At 62.7% G+C, this 22,539-nt stretch carries 24 protein-coding genes; 20 read left to right on the top strand and 4 right to left on the bottom strand.

Features of this window, described 5'->3' with window-relative positions:
• Positions 1-37: 37 nt before the first annotated feature.
• The 5 genes from E8Q40_RS14770 to E8Q40_RS14750 all read left to right on the top strand — a co-directional run bounded on the left by E8Q40_RS14770 (position 38) and on the right by E8Q40_RS14750 (position 5,311).
• Positions 38-1,291: an amidohydrolase family protein gene (locus tag E8Q40_RS14770; RefSeq protein WP_137045261.1), complete on the top strand. Its 1,254-nt coding sequence runs from the start codon at positions 38-40 to the stop codon at positions 1,289-1,291.
• A complete protein-coding gene (locus E8Q40_RS14765) occupies positions 1,288-2,145 on the top strand; it encodes an ABC transporter permease (protein ID WP_246662857.1) in 858 nt (285 codons plus the stop codon). The genes E8Q40_RS14770 and E8Q40_RS14765 overlap by 4 nt, the downstream gene beginning before the upstream one ends.
• Before the next feature lie 5 nt (positions 2,146-2,150).
• A complete protein-coding gene (locus E8Q40_RS14760; RefSeq protein ID WP_137045260.1) occupies positions 2,151-3,206 on the top strand; it encodes an ABC transporter ATP-binding protein in 1,056 nt (351 codons plus the stop codon).
• 79 nt (positions 3,207-3,285) lie between these two features.
• Positions 3,286-4,347: a PotD/PotF family extracellular solute-binding protein gene (locus E8Q40_RS14755; RefSeq protein ID WP_168197957.1), complete on the top strand. Its 1,062-nt coding sequence runs from the start codon at positions 3,286-3,288 to the stop codon at positions 4,345-4,347.
• An 85-nt stretch (positions 4,348-4,432) separates the two neighbouring features.
• The gene (locus E8Q40_RS14750) at positions 4,433-5,311 is read left to right on the top strand and encodes an ABC transporter permease (RefSeq protein WP_137045258.1); all 879 of its coding nucleotides are present in this window, start codon (positions 4,433-4,435) and stop codon (positions 5,309-5,311) included.
• Between the two features lie 31 nt (positions 5,312-5,342).
• Here E8Q40_RS14750 and E8Q40_RS14745 read toward each other — a convergent pair whose 3' ends face one another.
• Positions 5,343-6,350, bottom strand: coding sequence for a GTP-binding protein (locus E8Q40_RS14745; protein WP_205995534.1), 1,008 nt, complete (start codon positions 6,348-6,350; stop codon positions 5,343-5,345).
• An 864-nt stretch (positions 6,351-7,214) separates the two neighbouring features.
• On the opposite strand from E8Q40_RS14745, the gene E8Q40_RS14740 reads away from it, so the two are divergent.
• Genes E8Q40_RS14740 through E8Q40_RS14710 form a run of 7 tightly spaced genes read left to right on the top strand, consistent with a single transcriptional unit; the run spans position 7,215 to position 13,479 of the window.
• Entirely contained in the window at positions 7,215-7,955 is a 741-nt protein-coding gene (locus E8Q40_RS14740) for an IclR family transcriptional regulator (protein WP_205995532.1), read from the top strand.
• A 49-nt stretch (positions 7,956-8,004) separates the two neighbouring features.
• The gene (locus E8Q40_RS14735) at positions 8,005-8,748 is read left to right on the top strand and encodes a transporter substrate-binding domain-containing protein (protein ID WP_137045255.1); all 744 of its coding nucleotides are present in this window, start codon (positions 8,005-8,007) and stop codon (positions 8,746-8,748) included.
• A gap of 18 nt (positions 8,749-8,766) precedes the next feature.
• The gene (locus E8Q40_RS14730; protein WP_205995530.1) at positions 8,767-9,429 is read left to right on the top strand and encodes an amino acid ABC transporter permease; all 663 of its coding nucleotides are present in this window, start codon (positions 8,767-8,769) and stop codon (positions 9,427-9,429) included.
• Positions 9,426-10,202 (top strand): amino acid ABC transporter ATP-binding protein, encoded by a 777-nt coding sequence (locus E8Q40_RS14725; RefSeq protein WP_137045253.1) that lies wholly within the window; start codon positions 9,426-9,428, stop codon positions 10,200-10,202. Before E8Q40_RS14730 ends, E8Q40_RS14725 begins: the two co-directional genes overlap by 4 nt.
• Before the next feature lie 6 nt (positions 10,203-10,208).
• Complete coding sequence (locus tag E8Q40_RS14720; RefSeq protein ID WP_137045252.1) at positions 10,209-10,811, top strand: HutD family protein; 603 nt, start codon at positions 10,209-10,211, stop codon at positions 10,809-10,811.
• Complete coding sequence (locus E8Q40_RS14715) at positions 10,808-12,193, top strand: formimidoylglutamate deiminase (RefSeq protein WP_137045251.1); 1,386 nt, start codon at positions 10,808-10,810, stop codon at positions 12,191-12,193. The genes E8Q40_RS14720 and E8Q40_RS14715 overlap by 4 nt, the downstream gene beginning before the upstream one ends.
• A 26-nt stretch (positions 12,194-12,219) precedes the next feature.
• Positions 12,220-13,479, top strand: a complete 1,260-nt coding sequence (locus E8Q40_RS14710) for a Zn-dependent hydrolase (protein ID WP_246662856.1) — start codon at positions 12,220-12,222, stop codon at positions 13,477-13,479.
• A gap of 369 nt (positions 13,480-13,848) precedes the next feature.
• Here the strand turns inward: E8Q40_RS14710 and E8Q40_RS14705 are convergent, their stop codons facing one another.
• On the bottom strand, positions 13,849-14,211 hold the full coding sequence (locus E8Q40_RS14705; protein WP_168197848.1) for a LysR substrate-binding domain-containing protein: 363 nt from the start codon (positions 14,209-14,211) through the stop codon (positions 13,849-13,851).
• 86 nt (positions 14,212-14,297) lie between these two features.
• Here E8Q40_RS14705 and E8Q40_RS14700 point away from each other — a divergent pair, with 86 nt between their 5' ends.
• Positions 14,298-14,840 (top strand): SDR family NAD(P)-dependent oxidoreductase, encoded by a 543-nt coding sequence (locus E8Q40_RS14700; RefSeq protein WP_137045249.1) that lies wholly within the window; start codon positions 14,298-14,300, stop codon positions 14,838-14,840.
• Between the two features lie 30 nt (positions 14,841-14,870).
• Here the strand turns inward: E8Q40_RS14700 and leuD are convergent, their stop codons facing one another.
• Positions 14,871-15,488 carry a 3-isopropylmalate dehydratase small subunit gene (leuD, locus tag E8Q40_RS14695; RefSeq protein WP_137045248.1) on the bottom strand — a complete coding sequence of 206 codons (618 nt, stop codon included), beginning with the start codon at positions 15,486-15,488 and terminating at the stop codon, positions 14,871-14,873.
• Positions 15,489-15,499: 11 nt separating this feature from the next.
• Positions 15,500-16,915: a 3-isopropylmalate dehydratase large subunit gene (gene leuC / locus E8Q40_RS14690; protein ID WP_137045247.1), complete on the bottom strand. Its 1,416-nt coding sequence runs from the start codon at positions 16,913-16,915 to the stop codon at positions 15,500-15,502.
• 127 nt (positions 16,916-17,042) lie between these two features.
• Here leuC and E8Q40_RS14685 point away from each other — a divergent pair, with 127 nt between their 5' ends.
• From E8Q40_RS14685 to E8Q40_RS14660, 7 genes are all read left to right on the top strand, one after another.
• Positions 17,043-17,936 (top strand): GntR family transcriptional regulator, encoded by an 894-nt coding sequence (locus tag E8Q40_RS14685; protein WP_137045246.1) that lies wholly within the window; start codon positions 17,043-17,045, stop codon positions 17,934-17,936.
• On the top strand, positions 17,929-19,149 hold the full coding sequence (locus E8Q40_RS14680; RefSeq protein WP_137045245.1) for an ABC transporter substrate-binding protein: 1,221 nt from the start codon (positions 17,929-17,931) through the stop codon (positions 19,147-19,149). Before E8Q40_RS14685 ends, E8Q40_RS14680 begins: the two co-directional genes overlap by 8 nt.
• 66 nt (positions 19,150-19,215) lie before the next feature.
• Positions 19,216-20,088 carry a branched-chain amino acid ABC transporter permease gene (locus E8Q40_RS14675; protein WP_137045244.1) on the top strand — a complete coding sequence of 291 codons (873 nt, stop codon included), beginning with the start codon at positions 19,216-19,218 and terminating at the stop codon, positions 20,086-20,088.
• The gene (locus E8Q40_RS22360) at positions 20,085-20,564 is read left to right on the top strand and encodes a branched-chain amino acid ABC transporter permease (RefSeq protein ID WP_255473851.1); all 480 of its coding nucleotides are present in this window, start codon (positions 20,085-20,087) and stop codon (positions 20,562-20,564) included. Before E8Q40_RS14675 ends, E8Q40_RS22360 begins: the two co-directional genes overlap by 4 nt.
• Positions 20,549-21,088, top strand: a complete 540-nt coding sequence (locus tag E8Q40_RS22355) for a branched-chain amino acid ABC transporter permease (RefSeq protein ID WP_255473850.1) — start codon at positions 20,549-20,551, stop codon at positions 21,086-21,088. Before E8Q40_RS22360 ends, E8Q40_RS22355 begins: the two co-directional genes overlap by 16 nt.
• 4 nt (positions 21,089-21,092) lie before the next feature.
• Positions 21,093-21,830 carry an ABC transporter ATP-binding protein gene (locus E8Q40_RS14665; RefSeq protein WP_205995815.1) on the top strand — a complete coding sequence of 246 codons (738 nt, stop codon included), beginning with the start codon at positions 21,093-21,095 and terminating at the stop codon, positions 21,828-21,830.
• Positions 21,831-21,835: 5 nt separating this feature from the next.
• On the top strand, positions 21,836-22,537 hold the full coding sequence (locus E8Q40_RS14660) for an ABC transporter ATP-binding protein (RefSeq protein WP_137046745.1): 702 nt from the start codon (positions 21,836-21,838) through the stop codon (positions 22,535-22,537).
• The last annotated feature ends 2 nt before the right edge of the window (positions 22,538-22,539 follow it).

The raw sequence follows: 22,539 nt of genomic DNA, 5'->3' as shown, positions 1-22,539 counted from the left end.
TAGCTCTCCCTCGACATCTCGAAAATGGATTGCGAACATGACGGCGCGAAATCTCCTGCTCCTGAAGAATCTGCGGCTGCTCGAACCCGCATTCGAGGAGCCGCGCGACGGCTATGAAATCTTGATCGAAGGCGAGCGCATCAGCGAAGTCGCTGATCGTCCAATCGCCAGTGCCGCAGCCGACGTGATCGATTGCGGCGGCCGTGTCGTCATGCCGGGGCTGATCGACTGCCACGTCCACAGTATGCACAGCGAAGTTTACATGCGGCGCATGGAGGACGTGCCATTGACGCTCGCCACCGCGCGGGGCGCAAAACGCCTCAAGGAAATGCTCGATCGCGGCTTCACCACGGTGCGAGACACCGGCGGCACCGACTGGGGCATGAAGATGGCCATCGATCAGGGCCTGATTCCCGGTCCGCGCCTCTTTATCGCGGGACGCTCGATCGGCCCCACTGGCGGCCACAGCGATGGCCGTTCGCGGACTAACCCGGGCTATGCCTGCCCGTGCTGCAACGGCATGGCCTATCTGCGGCTGGTCGCCGATGGCGAGCCCGCCGTGCGCAAGGCGGTGCGCGAGCAGATGCGGCAGGGCTGCGATCACGTGAAGATCATGGTTTCGGGCGGCGTCGCTTCGCCCTATGACCCGCTCGACTCGCAGCAGTTCTCCGCTGCCGAAATCATCGCGGCGGTCGAGGAAGCCGAAGCCTTCGGCCGCTATACTCTGGCCCATGCCTATTCGGCCGAGGCCATTATCCGGGCCGTCACGCATGGCGTGCGAACGATCGAGCACGGCAATCTGATCGACGAACCCGCGGCCAAGCTGATGGCCGAACGCGGCGCCTATCTCGTCGCCAACCTCGTCGCTTACGTCGCGATGAAGGAACGCGCCGCCGACTATGGCATGCCGGCGACGATGCTGGAAAAGAACGAACTTGTCCTGCAGGGCGGCTACAAGTCGCTCGAAATCTGCAAAGCGGCCGGCGTGAAGGTTGCTTACGGCTCGGACCTCCTTGGCGCGCTGGCTGTCGACCAGAGCCGCGAATTCAGCATTCGCACGGAGGTGCAGAAGCCCATCGAAGTCATCCGCTCGGCCACGACGATCGCGGCCGAAGTCGTGCGCCGCCCTGGTCGGCTGGGAACGATCGCGCCGAATGCCTGGGCCGACATCATCGTCGTCGACGGCGATCCGACGCGCGACGTCACGCTGCTCGAAGGTCAAGGCAAGCATCTCGCCGCGATTATGAGAGGTGGCTGCTTCCACAAAAACCGGTTGGGAGCGGCAGCTTGACAACCGCCGCCCAAACAGCACGGGCAGTTTCGCGCAGGCCGATGGCTGACCGCCGGCGGATCGGCCGGTGGTTTCTGAAGGGTAGTGCCGCGATCGCCTTTGTCTATATCCTTCTGCCGCTGATCTTCATCACCTGGCTCTCGTTCTACCGCCAGGAAATTCCCTCGTTTCCGCCCGAGGGATATTCGTTGCACTGGTACACGCAAGCGGTTCAGAACGAGCGCTTCATCGACGCCTTCTTGTTCAGCGCGCAGTTAGGTGTCATTGCGACGGTGATCGGTCTCATTCTCGCGGTCCCGGCCGCGGTAGGCCTTTCGCGCCTGCGCTTCCGCGGCCATGGCTTGGCCAGCAACCTGTTGTTGATGCCGCTGGTCGTACCCGGCATCGTGCTCGGCATCGCAATCTACGTGTTCCAGACCGAAATCCAGATCGCCACGTCGCTTCCGATTCTGGGGTCACTTCCAAGCCTCGTATGGGGTCACGTCCTCCTGATTATTCCGTGGACCTTCAGGCTGGTCACGGCGAGCCTCGCCGGATTTGACAGGACTCTGGAGGAGGCGGCGCAGAACCTCGGGGCCGACAGGTTCACGACCTTCCGCCGCGTCACCCTTCCGGCCGTGCTGCCGGGCATCGTGGCGGGCGGCATGTTCGGATTCGTCGCGTCGTTCGGCAACCTGGAGATGAGCCTTTTTCTGGTGGGCCCAGGACGTCTCACCCTGCCAATTGCGATCCTTCAGTATCTGCAATGGAAGATCGATCCGACGATCGCTTCGATTTCCGTTCTCCAGATCGCGATCATCGCGGTCACGATGCTCGTGACCGATCGATTTGTAAAACTTAGCCGAGTGGTTTGAACGTAATGGCGCAACTTCAACTCGACAACGTCTCGAAGCGTTACGGCGATTTCCATGCCGCCCGCGACATCAACCTGACTGTCAAGGACGGTGAATTTCTCGTTCTGCTTGGCCCCTCCGGGTGCGGCAAGACCACGACCTTGCGGATGATCGCCGGCTTCATCGACCCTACCAGCGGTTCGGTCCGGATCGGTGACCGCGACGTTACGCATATGCCGGCCTGGAAGCGCAATACCGGTCTCGTTTTTCAGAACTACGCACTATTCCCTCATCTCACCGTAGCGCAGAACGTCGCCTTTGGGCTCGAGATGCGACGCACGCCCAAGGCGGACATCCCGGCGAAGGTCGACGAAGCCCTGCGTCTGGTGCGTCTCGGTCATCTGGGTGAACGCCTGCCGAGCAAACTCTCCGGCGGGCAACAGCAGCGCGTGGCACTGGCGCGCGCGCTGGTGTTCCATCCCGATGTCCTTCTTCTCGATGAGCCGTTGTCCAATCTAGATGCGAAGCTCCGCAGCGAGGTACGCGTCGAAATCCGAAGCCTCCAGCAACGGCTCGGCATCACCACCGTCATGGTCACCCACGACCAGGAAGAAGCGCTGACAATGGCCGACCGGCTTGTCGTCATGCGCGACGGCGCTATCCGGCAGATGGGCTCGCAGCGCGACCTCTACGAGCGGCCGGCGGATCGCTTCGTCGCCGACTTCGTTGGGCGATCAAGCTTCATCGAGGGGCAAATGACCGGCGACCGGCTGACGACGGACGGAGGGTTGGAGATCCGTTGCTCCAAGCGGATTGTCGGCGGCGCGGTTGTCGCGTTGCGACCCGAGCGGGTTGTTATAGCCGATAGCCTCGTCGAGACTGCCGACAACAGCTTCCCGGGCGAAGTCGAATTCGTCTCATATATGGGAGGATTGATCGATATCCATGTGAAGCTCTCCGACGTCGACCGGGTCATCGCTCAAGTGCCGAACCAAGAGTCCAGTATCCTGCCTCGGGTCGGCGACCGTGTGTATGTCGGCTGGTCGGCGACGGCTGCGGTTTTCCCGGCGGGGGATGCCTAGTCCGCTTCGATGGTCGGAGCGGACTGGAAAGTCAGTCGGCGTGCCGCCGCATGCCTTAACTGCGAGATGGGAGACAGAAATGATCAATGACTTGATCAAGCGACAAATCGGCCGGCGCAACGTCCTGAAAGGGTTGGCGGCCGCCACGGGCGCGGTGACACTCGGCATGCCGAATATCGCACGGGCCGCGTCGAAGGGCACGATCGTCGTCGGTACCTGGGGTGGCGACTATGCGCGGCTGTTGAACAAAAATATCGAGAAGCCGCTCCTCATTTCGCGGGACTGGGATGTCATTCAGGCGCAGGCCGGAGACCCGGAACGCCGCGGCAAGATGCTGGCGGAGCGCCGGCTGCCGCGCGGCTCGTCGGACCTCCAAGCTCTCAACGGTCCGAACATGTTTCAAGTCTATCAGCTCGGCGTCACGCAAAGAATAGACTACAGCAAAATTCCGAATGCGACGCATCTTCTGCCATCGATGAAATACGAATACGGCGTCGGCCATATCTATTCGGGTATGGTGCCGGTCTACAATCCCAAGATTGCGTCGAAACCGACCGGCTACAAGGACGCCTTCGATCCAAAGTTCGGCAACAGGATGGGCATCATCGATATCCAGTATCAGTACACCATTGTCGCGGCGGCTCTTGCCGCCGGTGGCTCGCCGACCAATCTCGAACCCGGCAAGAAGCTACTGCTCGAGGTGCGCAAGGCGGGCGCGCGCATCTATCCGACCAACGAGGCCTTCGCACAGGGGCTGAAGACTGAGGAAATTGACATCGGCATCATGTGGAAGGCCCGCACGGTCCAGTGGCAAAACTCCGGCATCCTGGTCGAGTCGGCGGCCCCATCCGAAGGCGCCCTGTCCTATGTGTCCGGCTTCGTGATCCCGAAGAACGCGCCGACTGTCGAGGGCGCCTATGCCTATCTCAACGCCATGCTGGAGCCTTCGGCGCAGGAAGCCTTCGCCAAGGACATGGGCTACAACCCCACTATCGATAACGCGGTCATATCGCCTGAACTGAACAAGCGGATCGGCTTCTCGAAGGCTGAGATCGACAATCTCAAGAGCCTCGATTTCGCATACATGACCGAGCACGACGTCGAACTGAAAGGCTGGTGGGACAAGGAGTTCAAGGGCTAATCCACCCGGTGTTCCAAGACGCAGGTGGCCCGCGCCGGCGCGATTGCCGGCGCGGGCGCACAACCATGATCGAGAGCTCCATCGCATGACCATTGCCGCGACTCAAACCCAGTCCCGCGGACCCTCGACCCTCTTCAGTGCCGCCTCGCTAATCGGGCCGGCAACCTTCGTCGTAGCGCTCGGCGTCATCGGCCCGCTGTTGATCCTCTTCCGTTACAGCCTCGACCGCTACGATCCGCGGCTCTTCATGGTCGGTGTTTTCACGCCCGACAATTACATGACTTTCTTTTCCGATCCCTATTATCTCAACGTCTTCGCCACGACGCTGCGGGTTGCCTTCATCTGCACGCTCGTGTGCCTGGTTGCGGGCTTTCCGCTCGCTTATATCGTTGCGCGCACGCAGACCCGCTTCAAGAACATTCTCATCATCGGCATCGTTACCCCGCTCTTCGTCGGCAACGCCGTCCGCGCCGCCGGCTGGATGTCGCTGCTCGGCAGCCGCGGGTTTATCAGTGTCACGTTGATGAAGCTCGGCATCACCGACGAGCCGACCGAGATCATGTTCACCGAGATGGCGGTCATCCTGGGCATCATCGCGGTGAACCTGCCCTATATGGTCCTGACGTTGCAGAGTGTGATCGAAGGGGTCAACCGCAATCTCGAGGAAGCCGCCTTCAGCCTCGGAGCCAGCCCGTTGACCATGTTCCGGCGCATTCTCTGGCCGATGACGCTTCCCGGAATTGCTGCGGGTGTTATTCTCACCTTCATTCTCGCGATGAACGCCTATGCGACCCCGGTGCTGCTGGGTGGACCGAAGTTCAAGATGATGGCGCCGCTGGTCTACGGACAGTTCCAATTGAATAACTGGCCTTTCGCGGCCGCGGTCGCCTTCATCCTGATGGTCACGACGCTCGCTTTGACAGTCGCTGCCGGTCTGGCAACGCGGCAGCGCTTCCGCAACTGACGTGCGAACGGATGCCGGCTATCCGAAACCCTCATCCTGCAACGCAGGCGTCGAAAAGCCGGGTAAGCGCTGTGGGGTCGAAGCTGCCGCGCCGTCCGATGGCGACGACACTGCTGACACCGGGCGCGCGTTCTTGGTCCGACACCAGTTCCGACCGCTTACCGACCAGATGAAAGACGAGCCGACCTTGATTGCCATCGACTGAACGCAGGACGCCTTTGGCACGCATCAGCCCTGAAGGGAGATCCCGAATTGCAGCGCGCAGCAGGGTCTCGTCGACGGGGTGCTCGCTGCGCCAGTTCCACGCCTCGAATTCGTCGCCATGGTCATGATGGTGATCATGGTCACCGTGTTCGTGGCCGTGAGCCGCCTCCTGCGCATGCAAATGGCGATGACCGGGGGAAGGGGCTAAAGCTTCCAGTTCGTCCTTTTGCGGCCGGATGCCAAAGAGCAGGTCGTGCGGCACCTCGGCATAGCGGGCACGGACCATGCGCAGGCGCGGCATGGGGCCGCGAAGCGTCGTCTCGATGGCGTTTAGTTCGTCCGGCGTCGCCGCATCGATCTTGTTCACAATGACGATATCCGATCCGGCAGCCTGATCGAGCGCGAGTTCGGTTGCTGCGTAGTCGAGATCGGCGAAGCCAGCGCCATCAACCATGCAGAAAATCCCGTCGAGGACGACGCGCTTGGCCAGACGGTCGACAGTCAGCGCGTCGGCGATCGGCAGCGGGCGGGACACGCCGCTGGCTTCGATGATCAGCCGGTCCGGCCGTGGCTCGCGGTCGAGGATTTGCGCGATCGCTTCGACAAGATCGTCGCGAATTGAACAGCATACGCAGCCGTTTTCGAGTGAAACCTGGTCGGTCGTGCTTGCCACCACCAGCGCCGCATCGATGTTGATCGCCCCGAAGTCGTTAATCAGGACGCCGAGCCTCACACCCTGCGGTTCGGCAAGGATGTGCTTGAGAAGCGTCGTCTTGCCAGCGCCGAGAAAGCCCGTGAGGATCGTGACCGGCACCGGCACATCTTGGTCTGGCATAATTGCTCCTTGCGGATCTTCGGCACGCGGCATGATCCTACGGCAGTATGACTCTGCGTCCGGTCCGTTTTCCCTTCGTACCGAACATCGGTCAACACTTTTTCGCCGGAAGCGTTCAGCAATTCGGATCGATTTCGTCTGATCGGGTATATGCGGTTGGGAGTTGCACCGTCTCTGTCCAAGGTAAGTTTACCGGCGGCTGCGCCGATTCCGGATTGAGAGGTGAGAGAAGTAGTTGCTGCAGGTTTGCGGTTCGACATCTCGCGCCAGGTCCTTGGCAAAGGCGACCAAATGTTGGCCGGTAGTGTCGCTGCATTTGAGGTCGCCGAGATCGCTGTTCTTGATTGTCTTGAACACCTGGGCCTTGGTGACGAGAACAGCATTTCTCGACGCCGCAACATAGTGGCCGGTGACCGCCGACAGCGTTTGATTTTCTTTCTCGTCGAGTCCGCCAGGCCTTTTCAGTTCGGCCTCGCTTCAGATTATGGGGGGGCCTCTCCAAGTCGATCCGCGTGCTTGAGGTACAATGAAAGCGCAATCGAGCGGTTGGGGCGCGCGTAAGAGGGCTCCCGGCGGCGGCACGCGGCTGGCAGTGCACATGGGCAAAGCTGGTTCGCAACAGCGGACGTGAGTGCTCGCTGCCTATTTTTTTGATCTTCACCTCTTCTTTCGCTGGCGGAATAGACGTGGTATCCAAATACCGTTTGGCGTCTCGAGCGTCCTGCGACGCGATTTTTCTCAACCACAACCAGCGCGGGTTCTGTCCGTCCGCACGGCCTTGAAAAAAAGAGACGATTATTCCCATCGTATGGGACTCGTCTGCAGACAGCCGGACGAGAGTAACTCTATCGTGAGGGTATGATCATGAGCGCGTCCCGATCAGTGGCCACGGCCGATCGAGTCCTGCAGGTGCTGGCAGAACTCGCCAAACAGGGTCGCGCATTGACTGCGGCCGACCTGATGGAGATCACCAGCCTTGCCCGCAGCACGCTGTACCGCCAACTAGCGCGCCTCAAGCAATGGGGATTCGTCAGCGAAATCGATGGCAGCTACGCACCCGGGCCGCTCAGCCTGCAGCTGGCGCTCGGTTTCGACCTTGCCTCCAACCTCGTGCAGGTAGCGCGCCCGCATATGACGGCGCTTGCCAAGCAATCGCGTGAGAGTGTCGGCCTCATCGTCCCGGTCAACGGTCAGGCGGTCTGTCTGGAGATGGTGGAAAGTGAGCAGTCGCTGCGCTGCTCGTTTGAAAAAGGCCGAAGTGTGCCGCTGAAGACCGGTGCTTCGGCCGGTTGCTTGTTGGCTCATCTGCCCGCGGCGCAGCGCCACGCCATGCTGGCCCGCCATTACCGGCACAACAGCGAAGAGTGGCATGCGGCCGAGCAAGAGCTGCAGGCCATTCAGCGGGCCGGACTCGCTGTCTCCGCCGGCAAGGTCGATGCCGGCGTGTGGGGCGTGAGTGCTCCCGTCCTTGGCGCGCCGGGGCACGCCATCGCGGCGGTCACCTTGATGGCGCCACTGTCGCGCGTGCAGGGGCGCGAAGCAGCCCTGATGAAGATGACCAAGGTGGCAGCAGCCCGCATGTCCCGCCAGCTTACACAGCCCTGAGAGATACTTTGACTACCACTGAAACCCATCAGACGAGGAGCTCTTTGATATGATTCGCCGTCGTAATCTGCTTCTGATCGCCGCCGCCGCTCTGGCACTGGGCAACTCGCCGCTCCGCGCGGAGGACAACGTGTTGCGCGTCGGTACCGACGCCACATTCCCGCCGATGGAATTCACCGAGAACGGCAAGCGTACCGGTTTCGATATCGATCTGGTCGAGGCCATTGCCAAGGCGATCAACAAGAAGGTCGAATGGATCGACATCGACTTCAAGGGCCTGATCCCGGGCCTGATCGCCAAGCGTTTCGATATGGCGGTGTCGGCGATCTACATCACCGACGAGCGCAAGAAAGTCGTCGATTTCACCGAGCCTTACTATGCCGGCGGCCTGGTCATCATGGTCAAGAACGGCAACAAGGCCATCACCAAGCTTGCCGATCTCGACGGCAAGAAGGTGACTGTGCAGGTCGGCACCAAGTCGGTCGGCTATCTGGAAAAGAATTTTCCCAAGGTGCAGCGCGTCGAGGTCGAGAAGAACCAGGAGATGTTCAACCTGGTTGATATTGGTCGCGCCGATGCCGCGGTGACCGGCAAGCCGGCAGCGTTCCAGTATGTACGCACCCGCGGCGGGCTGCATGTGCTGCCGGAGCAACTGACGACCGAGGAGTACGGTATGGCGCTGCGCAAGGACACGCCGGAACTGACGAAAGCGGTCAACGGCGCGCTCGCCAAGCTCAAGGCCGATGGCACCTACGCCGCCATCGTCAATAAGTGGTTTCCCGCCGGCAAATAGGGATTTTGAGTCTTGGAGTTGGATTTCTCTCCTGTCTGGGCGGGCTGGCCACAGCTCCTCAAAGGCGCCGCCGTTACCGTCGAGGTGACGGCGGCATCGCTGCTGCTCGGGTGCGTGATCGGCCTCTTGGTCGGCATCGGCCGGCTCGACCCGCGTAAATGGCTGATCTACTGGCTCTGCACCGCATATGTCTCCGTTATCCGCGGCACGCCATTGCTGGTGCAGCTTTTCATTCTGTTTTTCGGCTTGCCGCAGTTCAATATCCTGTTGCCGGCCTTTGTCTGCGGCATGCTCGGCATGGGCATCTATTCGGGCGCCTATGTGTCCGAGATCGTGCGCGGTGCGATCCAGTCGGTCGATCGCGGTCAGATGGAGGCGGCCCGCTCGCTCGGCATGCCGTCCGGGCTGGCGATGCGCTCGGTGATTTTGCCGCAAGCGCTGGTGCGCATGATCCCGCCGCTCGGCAACGAGTTCATCGCTCTGATCAAGAATTCAGCCCTGGTGTCGCTGTTGACCATCGACGACCTGATGCATGAGGGGCAGCGGATTATCAGCGTGTCCTACCGCTCGCTGGAAGTCTATCTGGCGGTTGCGGCGGTGTATTTCGTTCTCACCGGGCTCACCACCATCGCCTTGCGCCAGGTGGAATTGCGGCTGCGCGCGGGAGGCATGGTGCAATGAGCGGCGAGAAAAACGCTGCCGAGCCGATCGTCCGCATCCGCGGCCTGCGCAAGTCGTTTGGCGCGCATTTGGTACTCAACGGTATCGACTTCGATGTCCAGCCGTCGCAGGTTGTCGTGGTCATCGGGCCGAGCGGCTCGGGCAAGAGCACGTTCCTGCGCTGCTGCAACGGGCTGGAGCAGCCGGAAGGCGGCCGGATCGACATTTGCGGCCGCACCTTGGTCAATGACGGACACTTCCTGCCGGATGCCGAGCTGAACACCCTGCGTGAAGAAGTCGGCATGGTGTTCCAGTCCTTCAACCTGTTTCCGCATTTGTCGGCGCTGCACAATATTGCGTTGGCGCCGCGCAAATTGCGTGGCCTGTCGCGCGAGCAGGCGGATGCGGAAGCGCGTGCGCTCTTGGAAAAAGTCGGCCTCGTAGACAAAGCCGACGCCATGCCGGCGAGCCTGTCCGGCGGCCAGAAGCAGCGCGTCGCCATCGCGCGGGCTTTGGCGATGAAGCCGCGCGTCATGCTGTTCGACGAGCCGACTTCGGCGCTCGATCCCGAACTGGTCGGCGAAGTGCTGCAGGTGATGAAGGTTCTGGCCGGCGAGGGCATGACGATGATGGTCGTCACCCATGAAATGAATTTTGCCCGCGAAGTGGCCGATGTTGTGGTGGTAATGGACCACGGCACCATCATCGAGACCGGCGCGCCGGAGCAGATCTTCACCGAGCCGACACAGCCGCGCACGCGCGAATTCCTGCAGGCCGTGCTCAACCGTGGCTGACTTGCCGTGACGATCACGCCCTTCGCTGTTGCCGATCTCGCGCCGTCGCCCTGGAAGAATGGCGGTGGCGAGACGCGGGAAATTGTCTGTCAGCCGGCGGGCGCTGGCGCCGATGCGTTCGGCTGGCGGGCGAGCATCGCTACGATCGCGCGCGACGGTGCCTTCTCCATTTTTCCCGATGTTGACCGGGTGACGGTGCTGCTGCGCGGCGCCGGTGTGCGGCTGCGCTCGACCGATGGTCTGATCGATCATCGCCTCGATGCGCCTCTCACGCCCTTCGCCTTCGCCGGCGAAGTCGAAATCGACGCCGAACTGCTCGAGGGTGCGTGCCAGGATCTCAACGTGATGACCCGACGCGACGGCTGGCGCAGTGAAGTTCGGGTCGTCAGACACGAACAGAATCTGGCCGCGTCAGACCAGGGGCTGCTGTTGGCGGTCGACGGCGACTGGCGTGCCGAGGGTGTGGCACAAAATTTCCAACTGACATCGGGCAGTGGCCTGTGGTGGCAAGGGCAAACAAGGTGCTGGAGCCTGCAGCCATCGGATAATCAGGCGGCATTGCTGGCCGTCGTGATCGACGCAGTCGACCGGGAAGTGGGGCTTGCATGAATCACTCCGTCACGCGTCGCCTGTTCGCGCCCCAGGCTCTGCTGCCCGATGGCTGGGCGCGAGATGTTCTTCTGGAATGGGACGAGCGCGGTCGCCTTACCGGAGTTGACGTGGGCGCACAGCCAGGTCCGGGCATCCGCCGCGCGACCGGTCCATTATTGCCCGGCATGCCCAATCTGCATTCGCACGCCTTTCAGCGCGCTTTCGCCGGGCTGACCGAATATCGCGGCGACACCGAGGACAGTTTCTGGAGCTGGCGCCGTCTGATGTATCGTGCTGCGTCGACGCTGACGCCTGAGCAATTGGAAGCGATCGCCACGGCGCTTTACGTGGAGATGTTAGAGGCCGGCTACACCAGCGTCTGCGAATTCCACTACGTCCATCACGACACCGACGGCCGGCCTTATACCGACGATGCCACGCTGGCGCTGGCGCTGCTGCGCGCCGCCGAGCGCGCCGGCATCGGCATCACCTTGCTGCCGGTGCTGTATCAGAGCAGCGGTTTCGGCGGCCAGCCGTCGCATGAGGGCCAGCGCCGTTTCATCCGCAGCACGGACTCGATGCTGAAGCTGCTGGAGCGCCTCAAACCGGTTTGTGCCACGCAAGGCGCGCGCTTGGGTCTGGCGCCGCATTCGCTGCGCGCGGTGCCGCCCGACAGTCTGCGCGAGTCCCTGGCCGGGCTCGACGCCATCGACGCCACAGCGCCGATTCATATTCACGTCGCCGAACAGACCGGCGAGGTCGAGGCGTGTTTGGCATGGAGCGGCAAGCGGCCGGTGCAATGGCTGCTCGATCACGCCGCGGTCGATGCGCGCTGGTGCCTCATTCATGCTACCCACATGGACGATGACGAAGCGCGGTGCGCGGCCGCCACCGGCGCGGTCGCCGGACTGTGTCCGACCACTGAAGCCAATCTTGGTGACGGCATCTTCGACGCCTCGCGCTGGCGCGCCGGGCAGGGGCGCTGGGGCATCGGCTCCGACAGCCATATCTGCGTCAACGCCGCCGAGGAATTGATGGCGTTGGAATACAGCCAGCGCCTGCTGACTCGACGGCGCAATGTGCTGGCGACAGCGGCGCAGCGCTTTGTCGCTACGGCGATGACATTGGAAGCGGTGGCCGGCGGTGCGCAGGCGAGTGCGCGGCCGATCGCGGGTTTCGCCGTCGGGCAACAGGCCGATTGGGTGATGCTCGATGCGAGCCACCATTTGCTCGCTGGTCTGCCATCGGCCGATGCGATGCTGTCGGCACATGTTTTCGCCAGCCACCGGCATTCGGCGATTTCCGAAGTCGTGGTCGCCGGGACGACCCGCGTCAACGATGGTGCCCACGCGCTCGGCGCCTCGGCACGGGGAGGACTAGTCGCCGCGCGTCGTGGCTGACGGCCCTGACGACAGGAGAAATTGTTTTGGCTGCATCCAATCTCCCGCTCGATGGCGATCGGCTCTGGGCCGACGTGATGGACCTCGCCGCGCTCACCGAGCCAGACCGTCCCTATACCCGCCGGTCGTTCTCGCCGCTGTTTCTTCAAGGCCGCGAACTGGTGGCCAAGCGTTTCGCCGAGGCGGGGCTCGCTGTGCGCATCGACGCCGCCGGCAACATGATCGGTCGGCTTGAAGGCGCCGATCCGGCGCGCGGCGTCATCGCGGTTGGCTCGCACAGCGACACCGTGCCCGCCGGCGGGCGCTTCGACGGCATCGCCGGGCTTGCCACAGCGCTAGAGGTGGTGCGGGCGCTGCGCGATCAGGGGGCGCGACTAGACCATACCATTGAGGTCATTGATTTCCTCGCCGAAGAGCCGAGCGAGTATGGACTTTCCTGCATCGGCAGCCGCGGCATGGTGGGTGCACTGGAACCGTCTATGCTCGACCTGACCGAACCGGGCGGTGAGACGTTGCGGGCAGCGCTGCGCCGGGTCGGCGGCGACCCCGACCGGCTTGCTGACGCCAAGCGTTCGGACATCAAGGCATTTCTCGAACTGCACATCGAGCAGGGCGTGGTGCTGGAATCGCAAAGGCTCGATGTCGGCATCGTCACCTCGCTGGTCGGCATACGCCGTATGGAAATCGTATTCGAGGGCGCGGCCGATCATGCCGGCACCACGCCGATGCATCTGCGCCAGGATGCGCTGGTCGCCGGCGCCAGTACGGCGGTCTCGGTGCGTGTGCTCGCCGAGCAGTTGGCCGGCGAGGGGCAGGGCTATTTCGTCGCCACCGTCGGCATCTTCAATGTGGAGCCGGGTGCTTCCAATATCGTGCCCGGCCGCTGCCAGCTGGTGATCGATGCGCGCAGTACCAATCCGGTGCTGAGCGCGCGCTTCTTCGACGCCATCGAGCAGGAGAGTGGCGCGCATGCCACGGCGGCTCGGGTCAAGCGCCTGCCGATCGCCACGCTGTCCGACAGCAAGCCGGTGATCTGCGACGAGACCGTGCGCGCGGCCATGCACCAGGCAGCCCGCGATCTCGGCCTCAGCGCGACCGATTTGGCCAGCGGCGCCGGTCACGACGCCGGCTTCATGAGCCGCATCTGCAGGTCGGCCATGGTGTTCGTGCCGTGCAAGGCTGGCAAGAGTCACGTGCTGGAGGAATGGTCGGATCGCGAGCAGATCGCCGCCGGCGCCGCCGTCGTCCTGCAGGCGGTGAAGGCGCTCGACAAGACGCTGCGCTGACGGATCTCCGCTCAGGCCGCGAGGTCGGAAGTTTCAAGGCAAACGGCGGAGCGTCGCCCGGCCGAACCAAGCCCTTCTTTTGCCGCACTGGAAATCAGCGGCAATAGGCGTTAATCGATGCCAATTGAAGGCTCGGTGTCGCTCCAGCGGCGCCGACTTGCTTGAGAACTTCTGAAATGCCGCAAAGACGCTTCAGTATCGCCCCCATGATGGACTGTGGCGTCTGCCGGGATTAAGCAAGAAGAGCCAAGAACTTACCGTGACCGAGTAGGCGGAGGTCATACCCGTCGGACTTAGGGCGGCTCGACTTCTATACACGCGCTAGACTAATTGCACTGAACAAACGCTGCTTACTCCTAGGACGGTGTGTCAGCTGCGCCGGTACTCTCGGTCGAATTTCCGAATGTGGGCAGCGAATTGCTCGATGAATTCGAAGGCAATCGCGGTTGGCGCATGGTGCGACGAATAGAGCGCGAAGACCTCGATCGTCACGACCGGTTGGAACGGCCGGGCGACCACGCCGCGACCGAGGAATTCGCGGGCGGTGAACGGGTCGCAGATGCCGACGCCGAGGCCTGAGGAGACCAGGCCGCAGACGATCTCGGACAGATGGGTTTCCACCCGCATTACGCGGTAAACGCCGTGCTCGGCGAAAATAGCATCGACCTGACGCCGGCTCTGCGTCGAGTGATTTAGTGAGATGAAGTTTTCGCCGTCGAAATCCTTCGGCACGACCGTCTTCAGGCGCCGACAGCGGGTTGCTCAAGCTGAAAGTGGATAATAGAGTCGTGAGCGACATTGCTGAAGCCATCTAGGCTTTGCAGCGGCAGGCGGGCCGTATTGACATTCTTGTCAACAACGCCGGCATCAGCGGCTTTTCGAAGCCTATCGAGGCGATAGCGGAGGCCGATGTCGATGGCATGTTCGACACCCATGTCAAAGGCGCAATCTTTTTTGCCAAGGCGGTGATGCCGCGGATGAAGCAACAGCGCGCAGGGCGCATCGTCAATATTGCGTCCAATTTCGCAATGACCGGTCATGATAGCATGAGCCACTATGTAGCGGCGAAAAGCGCTTTGCTCGGTCTGACAAAGGCCTGGGCGCGGGAATTCGCGCCGTTCGGCATCACAGTGAATGCGGTAGCGCCCGGATTAATCGCGACGCCGTTGACGCGAAAGAGCATCGGCGAAGCCGCGCTCGAAGAACGCGGACGCGCGATTCTGCTCGGCCGTCTCCGATTCGCGCGAAATCGCCTTTGCGGTGGCATGGCTCGCCGGTCCCGAGGCGGCGATGATAACCGGCCAGACCAAGCCCGGACGGCGGCGCGTCGATTGTCGGGATCTGATGGGGCAGACGATTAGCCCGAACCGTGTCGCTTCGATTGTCAGGATCTAACGCTTGACGAAGGCTGCCCAAGGGCGCAATTCGCAGTCCCGCTTGAGAAACGTCTCTATTTGCGCCCGATAACTGTCGGTCAGGTCGATATCGTCCCAGCCATTGACCAACTGGCTCTTGCTCACGGGTTCGATGGCGAAGCCGTAGGAGCGGTTGCCGCAGACGATCGTTTGCTGCGGCAGATCGACAATCACCATCCGCTCCGGGTCGGCTTCAATGGCGGCCGCGATTTCGGCGGCATCGGCATCGGAGACGATGGCGGCGAGGAGGCCGTTCTTGACCGCATTCTGCGCGAAGATGTCGCCGAACGACGGTGCGATGACGCAGCGAAAGCCGTAGTCGTAAACCGCGTAGACCGCTGCTTCACGCGATGACCCGCCGCCAAAATTGCGACCTGCGACAAGAATTTTCGCGTCTTGCCAGGCTGGCTGGTTGAGCGGGAAATCGGCGATTTCCTGTCCCTCGGGATTCCGGCGCAGATCGGCGAACAGCACCTGACCGAGACCCTTGTCGCGCGGCCACTTCAGAAAACGCGCGGGCAGAATGGCGTCGGTGTTGATGTTGGGCTGCGGCAGCGGACAGGCCTTGGCGGTCAGGCGGGTGAATTTTTCCATTCGCGCTTTCCTTAAGCCTTGCGGCCGGCCAGCAGGGGACGCACATCGGCGAGATGCCCGGTCACCGCGGCGGCAGCGACCATGGCGGGCGACATCAGGTGCGTGCGTGCGCCGCGGCCCTGTCGGCCCTTGAAATTGCGGTTGGTCGTCGAGGCGCAGCGTTCGCCTTCGGGCACCAGATCGCCATTGATGCCGACGCACATTGAGCAGCCGGAGGCCGCCCATTCGAGGCCGGCATCCTTGAAGATGCGATCCAGCCCTTCCTGTTCGGCCTGCTTTTTTACCAGCGATGAACCGGGCGAAATCAGCCCCGGCACCTTGCTGACGCGGCCCGCCAGCACAGCGGCGGCGGCGCGCAAATCCTCGATGCGGGCATTGGTACAGGAGCCGATGAAGACGCGATCGATGGCGACGTCAGTCAGTTTCGTACCGGGACGGACGCCCATGTAATCCAGCGCATCGCGAATATAGGCCGCGCGCGCTTCGTCTGCCTCGTCGGCCGGATCGGGTACTCGCTGGTCGATCGGCAGGGCATCGTCCGGCGTGGTACCCCAGGTGACGATCGGCGCGATAGCGGCTGCATCGAGCGTGACTTCGCGATCGAATTCGGCGTTCGGATCGGACGGCAACATCGACCAGTCAGCAACGGCACGGTCGAAGTCATCGCCGGCAGGCGCATAGGGGCGTCCCTTCAGATAGGCAAAGGTCGTGGCGTCGGGCGCGACCATGCCGCAACGGCCGCCGCCTTCGATCGACATGTTGCAGAGCGTCAGGCGGCCTTCCATCGACAACGCCCGGACGGCGCTGCCGGCATATTCGATGGCGTGGCCTTGCGCGCCGTCGGCATGGATGCGGGCAATGATGGCAAGCGCGATGTCCTTGGCGGCGATGCCGGCTGTCGCTTCGCCGTTCACGACGATGCGCATACGCTTCGGCTTCTTCTGCCACAATGTCTGCGTCATCAGGACGTGCGCGACTTCGGACGCGCCGATGCCAAAGGCGTAGGCGCCGAAGGCGCCATGCGTCGAGGTGTGGCTGTCACCGCAGACAATGAGGAGGCCGGGCAAGGTCAGCCCTTGTTCGGGACCGACGACGTGAACGATGCCCTGGCGCGGATCGCGCAATCCGAACAAGGTAACGCCAGTGTCGCCGGTGTTCTGTTCGAGCTTGCGCACCATCTCCGCGATCTCGGCGTTGGCGATCGGTCGGTCGCGGTCGCGCGTCGGCACATAATGATCGGCGATGCCGAAAGTGAGGTTCGGCTCGGCAACCTTGCGGCCGCGAGCCTTTAATTGGCTGAAGCCGTGAAACGAGCCTTCATGCACGAAATGCCTGTCGACGAAGAGCAGCGCCGAGCCGTCTTCGCGCTGCGCGATTTCATGGCTCGACCAGAGCTTGTCGAACATGGTTTGGGGCCGTTGCCTCATATTGATCCGTCTCATGCTCGCAATTGCAGCAAACGGCAGGCTTGCCGGGCGGCCTCAATATTGTATGCTAAAGAATACCAAGTAAAGAGGCCGCCTCACGGGCGTGTTCACGGCGGGAGTTCGGACTTTGCGCGACTGGCTCGGCGAAGCGAAGGCAAAGCAGGTCTATCTGATCCTGCGCGACCGCATCTTGAGCGGCGCGGCAGCCTTTGGCACCCGGCTCGCGACCGAAAATGAACTGGCCGCGCTCTACGGCGTGTCACGGGTGACCGTCCGACGCGCGCTGGGCGAGCTTGAACGCGAGCGGCTGATCGAGCGCCGCCGTAGTGCGGGCACGCGCGTGAGTTACCGGCCGGCCCCGGCGCCGATGACTGCCGACATTTCCGGCGTTCTCGCCAATCTCGCCGATATGGGCCGCCGCACGGCGGTGAAGCTTCTCTCTTATGATTACGTTCCGGCCGAAGGGGCTGTGGCCGAAGCGCTTGCCGCAGGGCCGGGCGAAATGCTGCAGCGCGCGGTGCGCGTGCGCTCCGTCGACCGCATGCCGTTTTCCTATTTGACCACGCATGTACCGGAAAGCCTTTCGCTCACCTTCTCCCGGCAGGAATTGGCGTCACGTCCGCTGCTCGAACTTATCGATCGCGCAGGCGTGAAAGTCGGCCATGCCCGGCAACGCATCAGCGCGGCGCTTGCAGGTCCCGATGTGGCGGCGGCGCTCGGTGTTCATACAGGCTCTCCGCTCATCGAACTGGTCCGCATTGTCTACGACCAGAAGGAGCGCGGCGTCGAACATCTGCACGCGCTGTACCGGCCCGATCGTTACGCATTCGAGATCGACCTCGTGCGATCCGGCACCGCGGCCGGGGCAACCTGGTCGCCGGTTATCCGGGGCGATGCGCCGGCGAAGACCAAGTCCAAGACCAAAGACGCCACAGCGAAGTCATTACGCAGCAAGACCGTTGCGGGCGGGTCCCGGCCGCAACGGCAAATCAGGAAAAGAGGGGAGAGCGACTATGTTTGAGAAGAAATTTCCGCTGAGCCGCCGCCAGTTCATCACCAGCACCGCGTTGGGCGCGACCGCTGCCATCGCCATGCCGTCGGTGCTGCGCGCCGCCGGTACGCCGGTGAAGATCGGCATCCTGCAGCCGGTCACCGGCGCCTTGTCCTACTCGGGCACGCAGGGCCAGCTCGGCGCCATGCTGGCGATCGAAGAGATCAACGCGGCGGGCGGCATCAAGTCGCTCGGCGGCGCGAAGCTCGACCCGGTCGCGGGTGATGCGCAATCGACGCCGGCCGGCGGCACGGCCGAAGTCGAGAAGATGAACTCGGCGGGCGTTGCTTGCATCGTCGGCGGCTATGCCTCGGGCATCTGTCTGGCCACGACGCAAGCGGCGGCGCGCTATGACCTGCCCTATGTCGTCGACGTCGGCGTCGTCGACAATATCGTGAACCGCGGCCTGAAGAACACTTTCCGCTTCGGTCCCGGCTTCGGCGTCATCGCCAACTCGGCATTGGAAAATCTGGTGGCGATCAACAACGCCGCCGGCAAGCCGGCCAAGACCGTGATGATCGTTCACGAGGACTCGGCTTTCGGCAGCGGCCTTGCCAAGCTCCTGAACGCGAAACTGCCCGAGCAGGGCTTCCAGGTGATCGAAACCATTGCGCATCCGACGCCGACGCGCGATTTCAACACCATCGTGCTCAAGATCAAGGCGCAGAACCCGGACCTCGTCATTCCGGCGAACTACTACAACGAATACGTCCTGCTCGCCCGCACCATGCAGCAGCAGCAGGTCAAGCCGAAGGGCATCTATTCGGTGCTCGGCGGCGCGGCGTCGTCGTACAAGTTCGTCAAGGAATTTCCGGAAGCCGCCAAGGGCATCATGGACTGCAATCACTGGTTCAACCCGCTGAGCGACAAGGCGCAGGCGCTGAAGAAAAAGGTCGAGGCGAAGGGCCAATTCTTCACCTACGAGGTCTATCTCAACTACAGCTGCGTCGGGCTGGTGGCCGATGCTCTGGAGCGTGCGGCCTCGGCCGACCGCGCCAAACTGACCGAAGCGCTGGCCGGCTCGACCTGGAGCGGTCACATCATGCCGTACGGACCAACCAAGTTCGTCAACGGCCAGAATCAGGGCGCCGTGCCGTGCAACACGCAGGTGCAGGGTAATGACATCAAGGTGATCCTGCCGGCGAAGTTCGCCGACGCGAAGCCAATGTTCCCACTCACCTGATCCATCGAGCTGTCGCGGGCGGCCCGGGTGGAACCGGGCCGTCCGCCGCTCGCGTAAAGCGTTATCGTGCTGTCGCCCATCATACTCATTCCCGCTTTGCTCAACGGTCTTCTGACCGGGGCTGTCTATGCGCTGATCGCGCTTGGGCTGACGCTGATTTACGGCGTTCTGCACATTATCAACTTTGCCCACGGCGCCATGCTGACGGCGGCGATGTTCGGGGCCTATTTCGCGTTCAAGACGCTCGGCCTCGACCCTTATTTGTCGGTATTTGTCCTTGCACCTGTCTTTTTCGCGCTGGGATATGCGATCCAGCGTTTCGTCATCGGCCCTGCGTCGCATGGCGAAGACCGCAACATGCTGCTGGTGACCTTGGGGCTTGCCGTCGTCATCGAGAACGCGCTGCTGTTCAATTTCCGCGCCGACACTCGCACCATCGACGTCGCCTACGCCTTTGAAACTATCAATCTCGGGTTCACCTTCCTGGCGGTGCCGCGGCTGGTCGGTCTCATCGCGGTGTTCGTCGTTGCGGTTGCGTTGTGGCTGTTCATGAGCCTGACCGACACCGGACGCGCCATCCGAGCGGTGGCCAAGGAAAAGCTCGGCGCGCAACTGCAGGGCATCAATGTCGCGCACATTTATGCCGTGACCTTCGGTCTCGGCACGGCCTGTGTCGCGATTGCCGCGTGTCTTCTTATTCCGACCTATTACGTCAATCCGGGCGCGGGCAACGCCTTTGTCCTCGTGGCTTTCACCATTGTCGTACTCGGTGGCATGGGCTCGGTGCCCGGCGCGCTGATCGGCGGCCTTGCCATCGGCGTTGTGGAAAGCATGTCGAGCCTGTTCCTGGGCGACTCGCTCGGGCAGGTCGGCATCTTCCTGATTTTCATCGCCGTGCTGCTGGTGCGCCCGCAGGGCCTGTTCGGAGCCAAGGCATGAGATCGCTTGTGCCTGTCGCTTTTGTCATCGCAGCACTCGCCGCGGTGCCGTTGTTCGTGCAGTCGAATGTGGTGCTAAATTTCCTGGTCGTGACGCTGATGATCGCGCTGGCCGGGCAGGGCTGGAATATCCTTGGCGGCTATGGCGGTCAATATTCGTTCGGCCATGCCATCTTCTTCGGCACCGGCGCCTATGTCACCGCGATCCTGCAGGTGAAATATGGCGTCAATGCCTGGCCGGCCTTCGGCTGCGGCATTGTTGCTGGCGCAGCCGTCGGGACGGTCGTCGGCTGGTTGGCCTTCCGCGCCGGGTTGCGCGGTTCATATTTTGCGCTGGTCACCTTGGCTTTCGCCGAGGTGTTTCGCATCGTCGCCAGTGTGGCGCCGATTACGGGGGCGGCGTCGGTACCCTTGTCAATCTCGACTTGCGCTTCTCGGCGATGCAGTTCCAAAGCCGAGCCGTGTTCTATTGGCTGATCCTGGCGCTGGTCGCAGTCACGCTCGTCATCACTTGGCTGATCGAGCGATCCCGGTTCGGCGCCTGGCTGATCGCGGTGCGCGAGAACGAGGATGCGGCGCGCGCGCTCGGCGTCAATGCGCTAACGATCAAGCTTGCGGCCATGGTCATCTCCGGTGCCATCACCGCGGCCGCTGGCTGCTTCTATGTGCAGTATTTCTTGTTCGTCGATTCCGGCATCGCCTACGGTACCTGGATCTCGGTTGAAGCCTTGCTGACGCCGATCATCGGCGGCGCCGGGACAATTTTCGGGTCGCTGGTCGGCGCGCTGGTGGTGCGGGCGCTGGGCGAAGCCGCCTTGCTCGTGACAGGTCATGCGCCAGGCCTTGACCTGGTCGTGTTCGGATTGGTGCTGATCGTCGTCGTCGGCTTCTCGCCGAGCGGCATCATCGGATTGCGGAAGACATTGATCGCGAAGTTCAGACGCAGTGGTCGCGCCGCGCAAGCGACGAATTCTCCGGAGACGGAGATCCGTCATGACTGAAGCCTTGCTCGATGTCCGTGGCCTATCGCGCCGGTTCGGCGGTCTGCTCGCGCTGAGCAGTGTATCGATGACCGTGCGCGAAGGCGGCATCACCGCGCTGATCGGACCGAATGGCGCCGGCAAGACGACCTTGTTTTCGCTGATCTCAGGCTTCCTTAAGCCGAGTGAAGGCGAAATCTATTACGCCGGTCGGGACGTGACCGGAGAACCGTCGCACAAACTGGCACGGCGCGGCATCGGTCGCACCTTCCAGATCGTGCAACCTTTTGCCGGTCTGACCGTGCGCGAGAATATTCGCGTTGGCGCCTATCTGCGTCACCCAGGCCGCGAGGCGGCGATGGCCGCGGCCGAAGCTATCGCCCGCGAGGTAGGGCTCGAGGCGTTGCTGGACGCGCCGGCGGACACCTTGACGGTGGCCGCGCGCAAGCGGCTCGAACTCGCCAAAGCGCTGGCGACCGAGCCGAAGCTGTTGCTGCTCGACGAAGTGCTGGCGGGCCTCAATCCGTCCGAAATCCGCGATATCATTCCGGTGATCCGTGGTCTGCGCGACCGCGGCGTCACCGTCCTTATGATCGAGCATGTCATGCAGGCGGTGATGAGCCTTGCCGAACATGTCTTCGTGCTGGCGGAAGGCCGTCTGATTGCGGAAGGCGCGCCGGCCGATGTGGCCGGCAACCCCATAGTCATCGAGGCCTATCTCGGCCATGGCGCGGCGGCGCGGCTGGCGAGGGCATCGCAATGACGGCGTTGCTCGCCATTGAAGGCCTGCGCGCCGGTTACGGCGAAACCGAGGTTCTGCGCGGCGTCGACCTGACGGTCGATGCCGGCGAGATCGTCACCGTGCTCGGCTCAAACGGCGTGGGAAAGTCGACGCTCAACCGCGCCTTGTCGGGTATCTTGCGTGCCAAGACCGGCACCATCCGCTTCGACGGCGCGGCGATCGAACGCGAGAAGCCGCCGGCGATTGTCGAGCGCGGCCTCATCCATGTGCCGGAAGGCCGGCGCGTCTTCCCGAATTTGACGGTGCGGGAAAATCTCGATCTCGGCAGCTACGCGCGGGGCAAGCCGCGCCGAGCGCAGAACCGCGAGCGCGTGTTCACGATCTTTCCGCGGCTTAGGGAGCGCATGACCCAACGCGCCGGCACTTTGTCCGGCGGCGAACAGCAGATGCTCGCCATCGGCCGTGGCCTGATGGCCGAGCCGAAGCTGCTGATCCTCGATGAGCCGTCGCTCGGGCTGTCGCCCTTGCTGGTGGAAGAACTGTTCGCGCTGATCAAGCGCATTCATGCCGACGGCGTTGCGGTGATGCTGGTCGAGCAGAACGTGGTGCAAAGCCTCGAAGTGGCCGATCGGGCTTATATCCTGGCCGAAGGCCAATTCGTCATGTCGGGACCGGCGGCGGATATCGCGGCCGATCCGGAGCTTAAACGTACTTACCTGGGACTATGACC

Source organism: Pseudolabrys sp. FHR47 (assembly GCF_005153485.1).
GTDB lineage: Bacteria > Pseudomonadota > Alphaproteobacteria > Rhizobiales > Xanthobacteraceae > Pseudolabrys.
The sequence above is the reverse complement of the archived record's forward strand: the minus strand, read 5'-3'. Positions and strand labels throughout refer to the sequence as shown.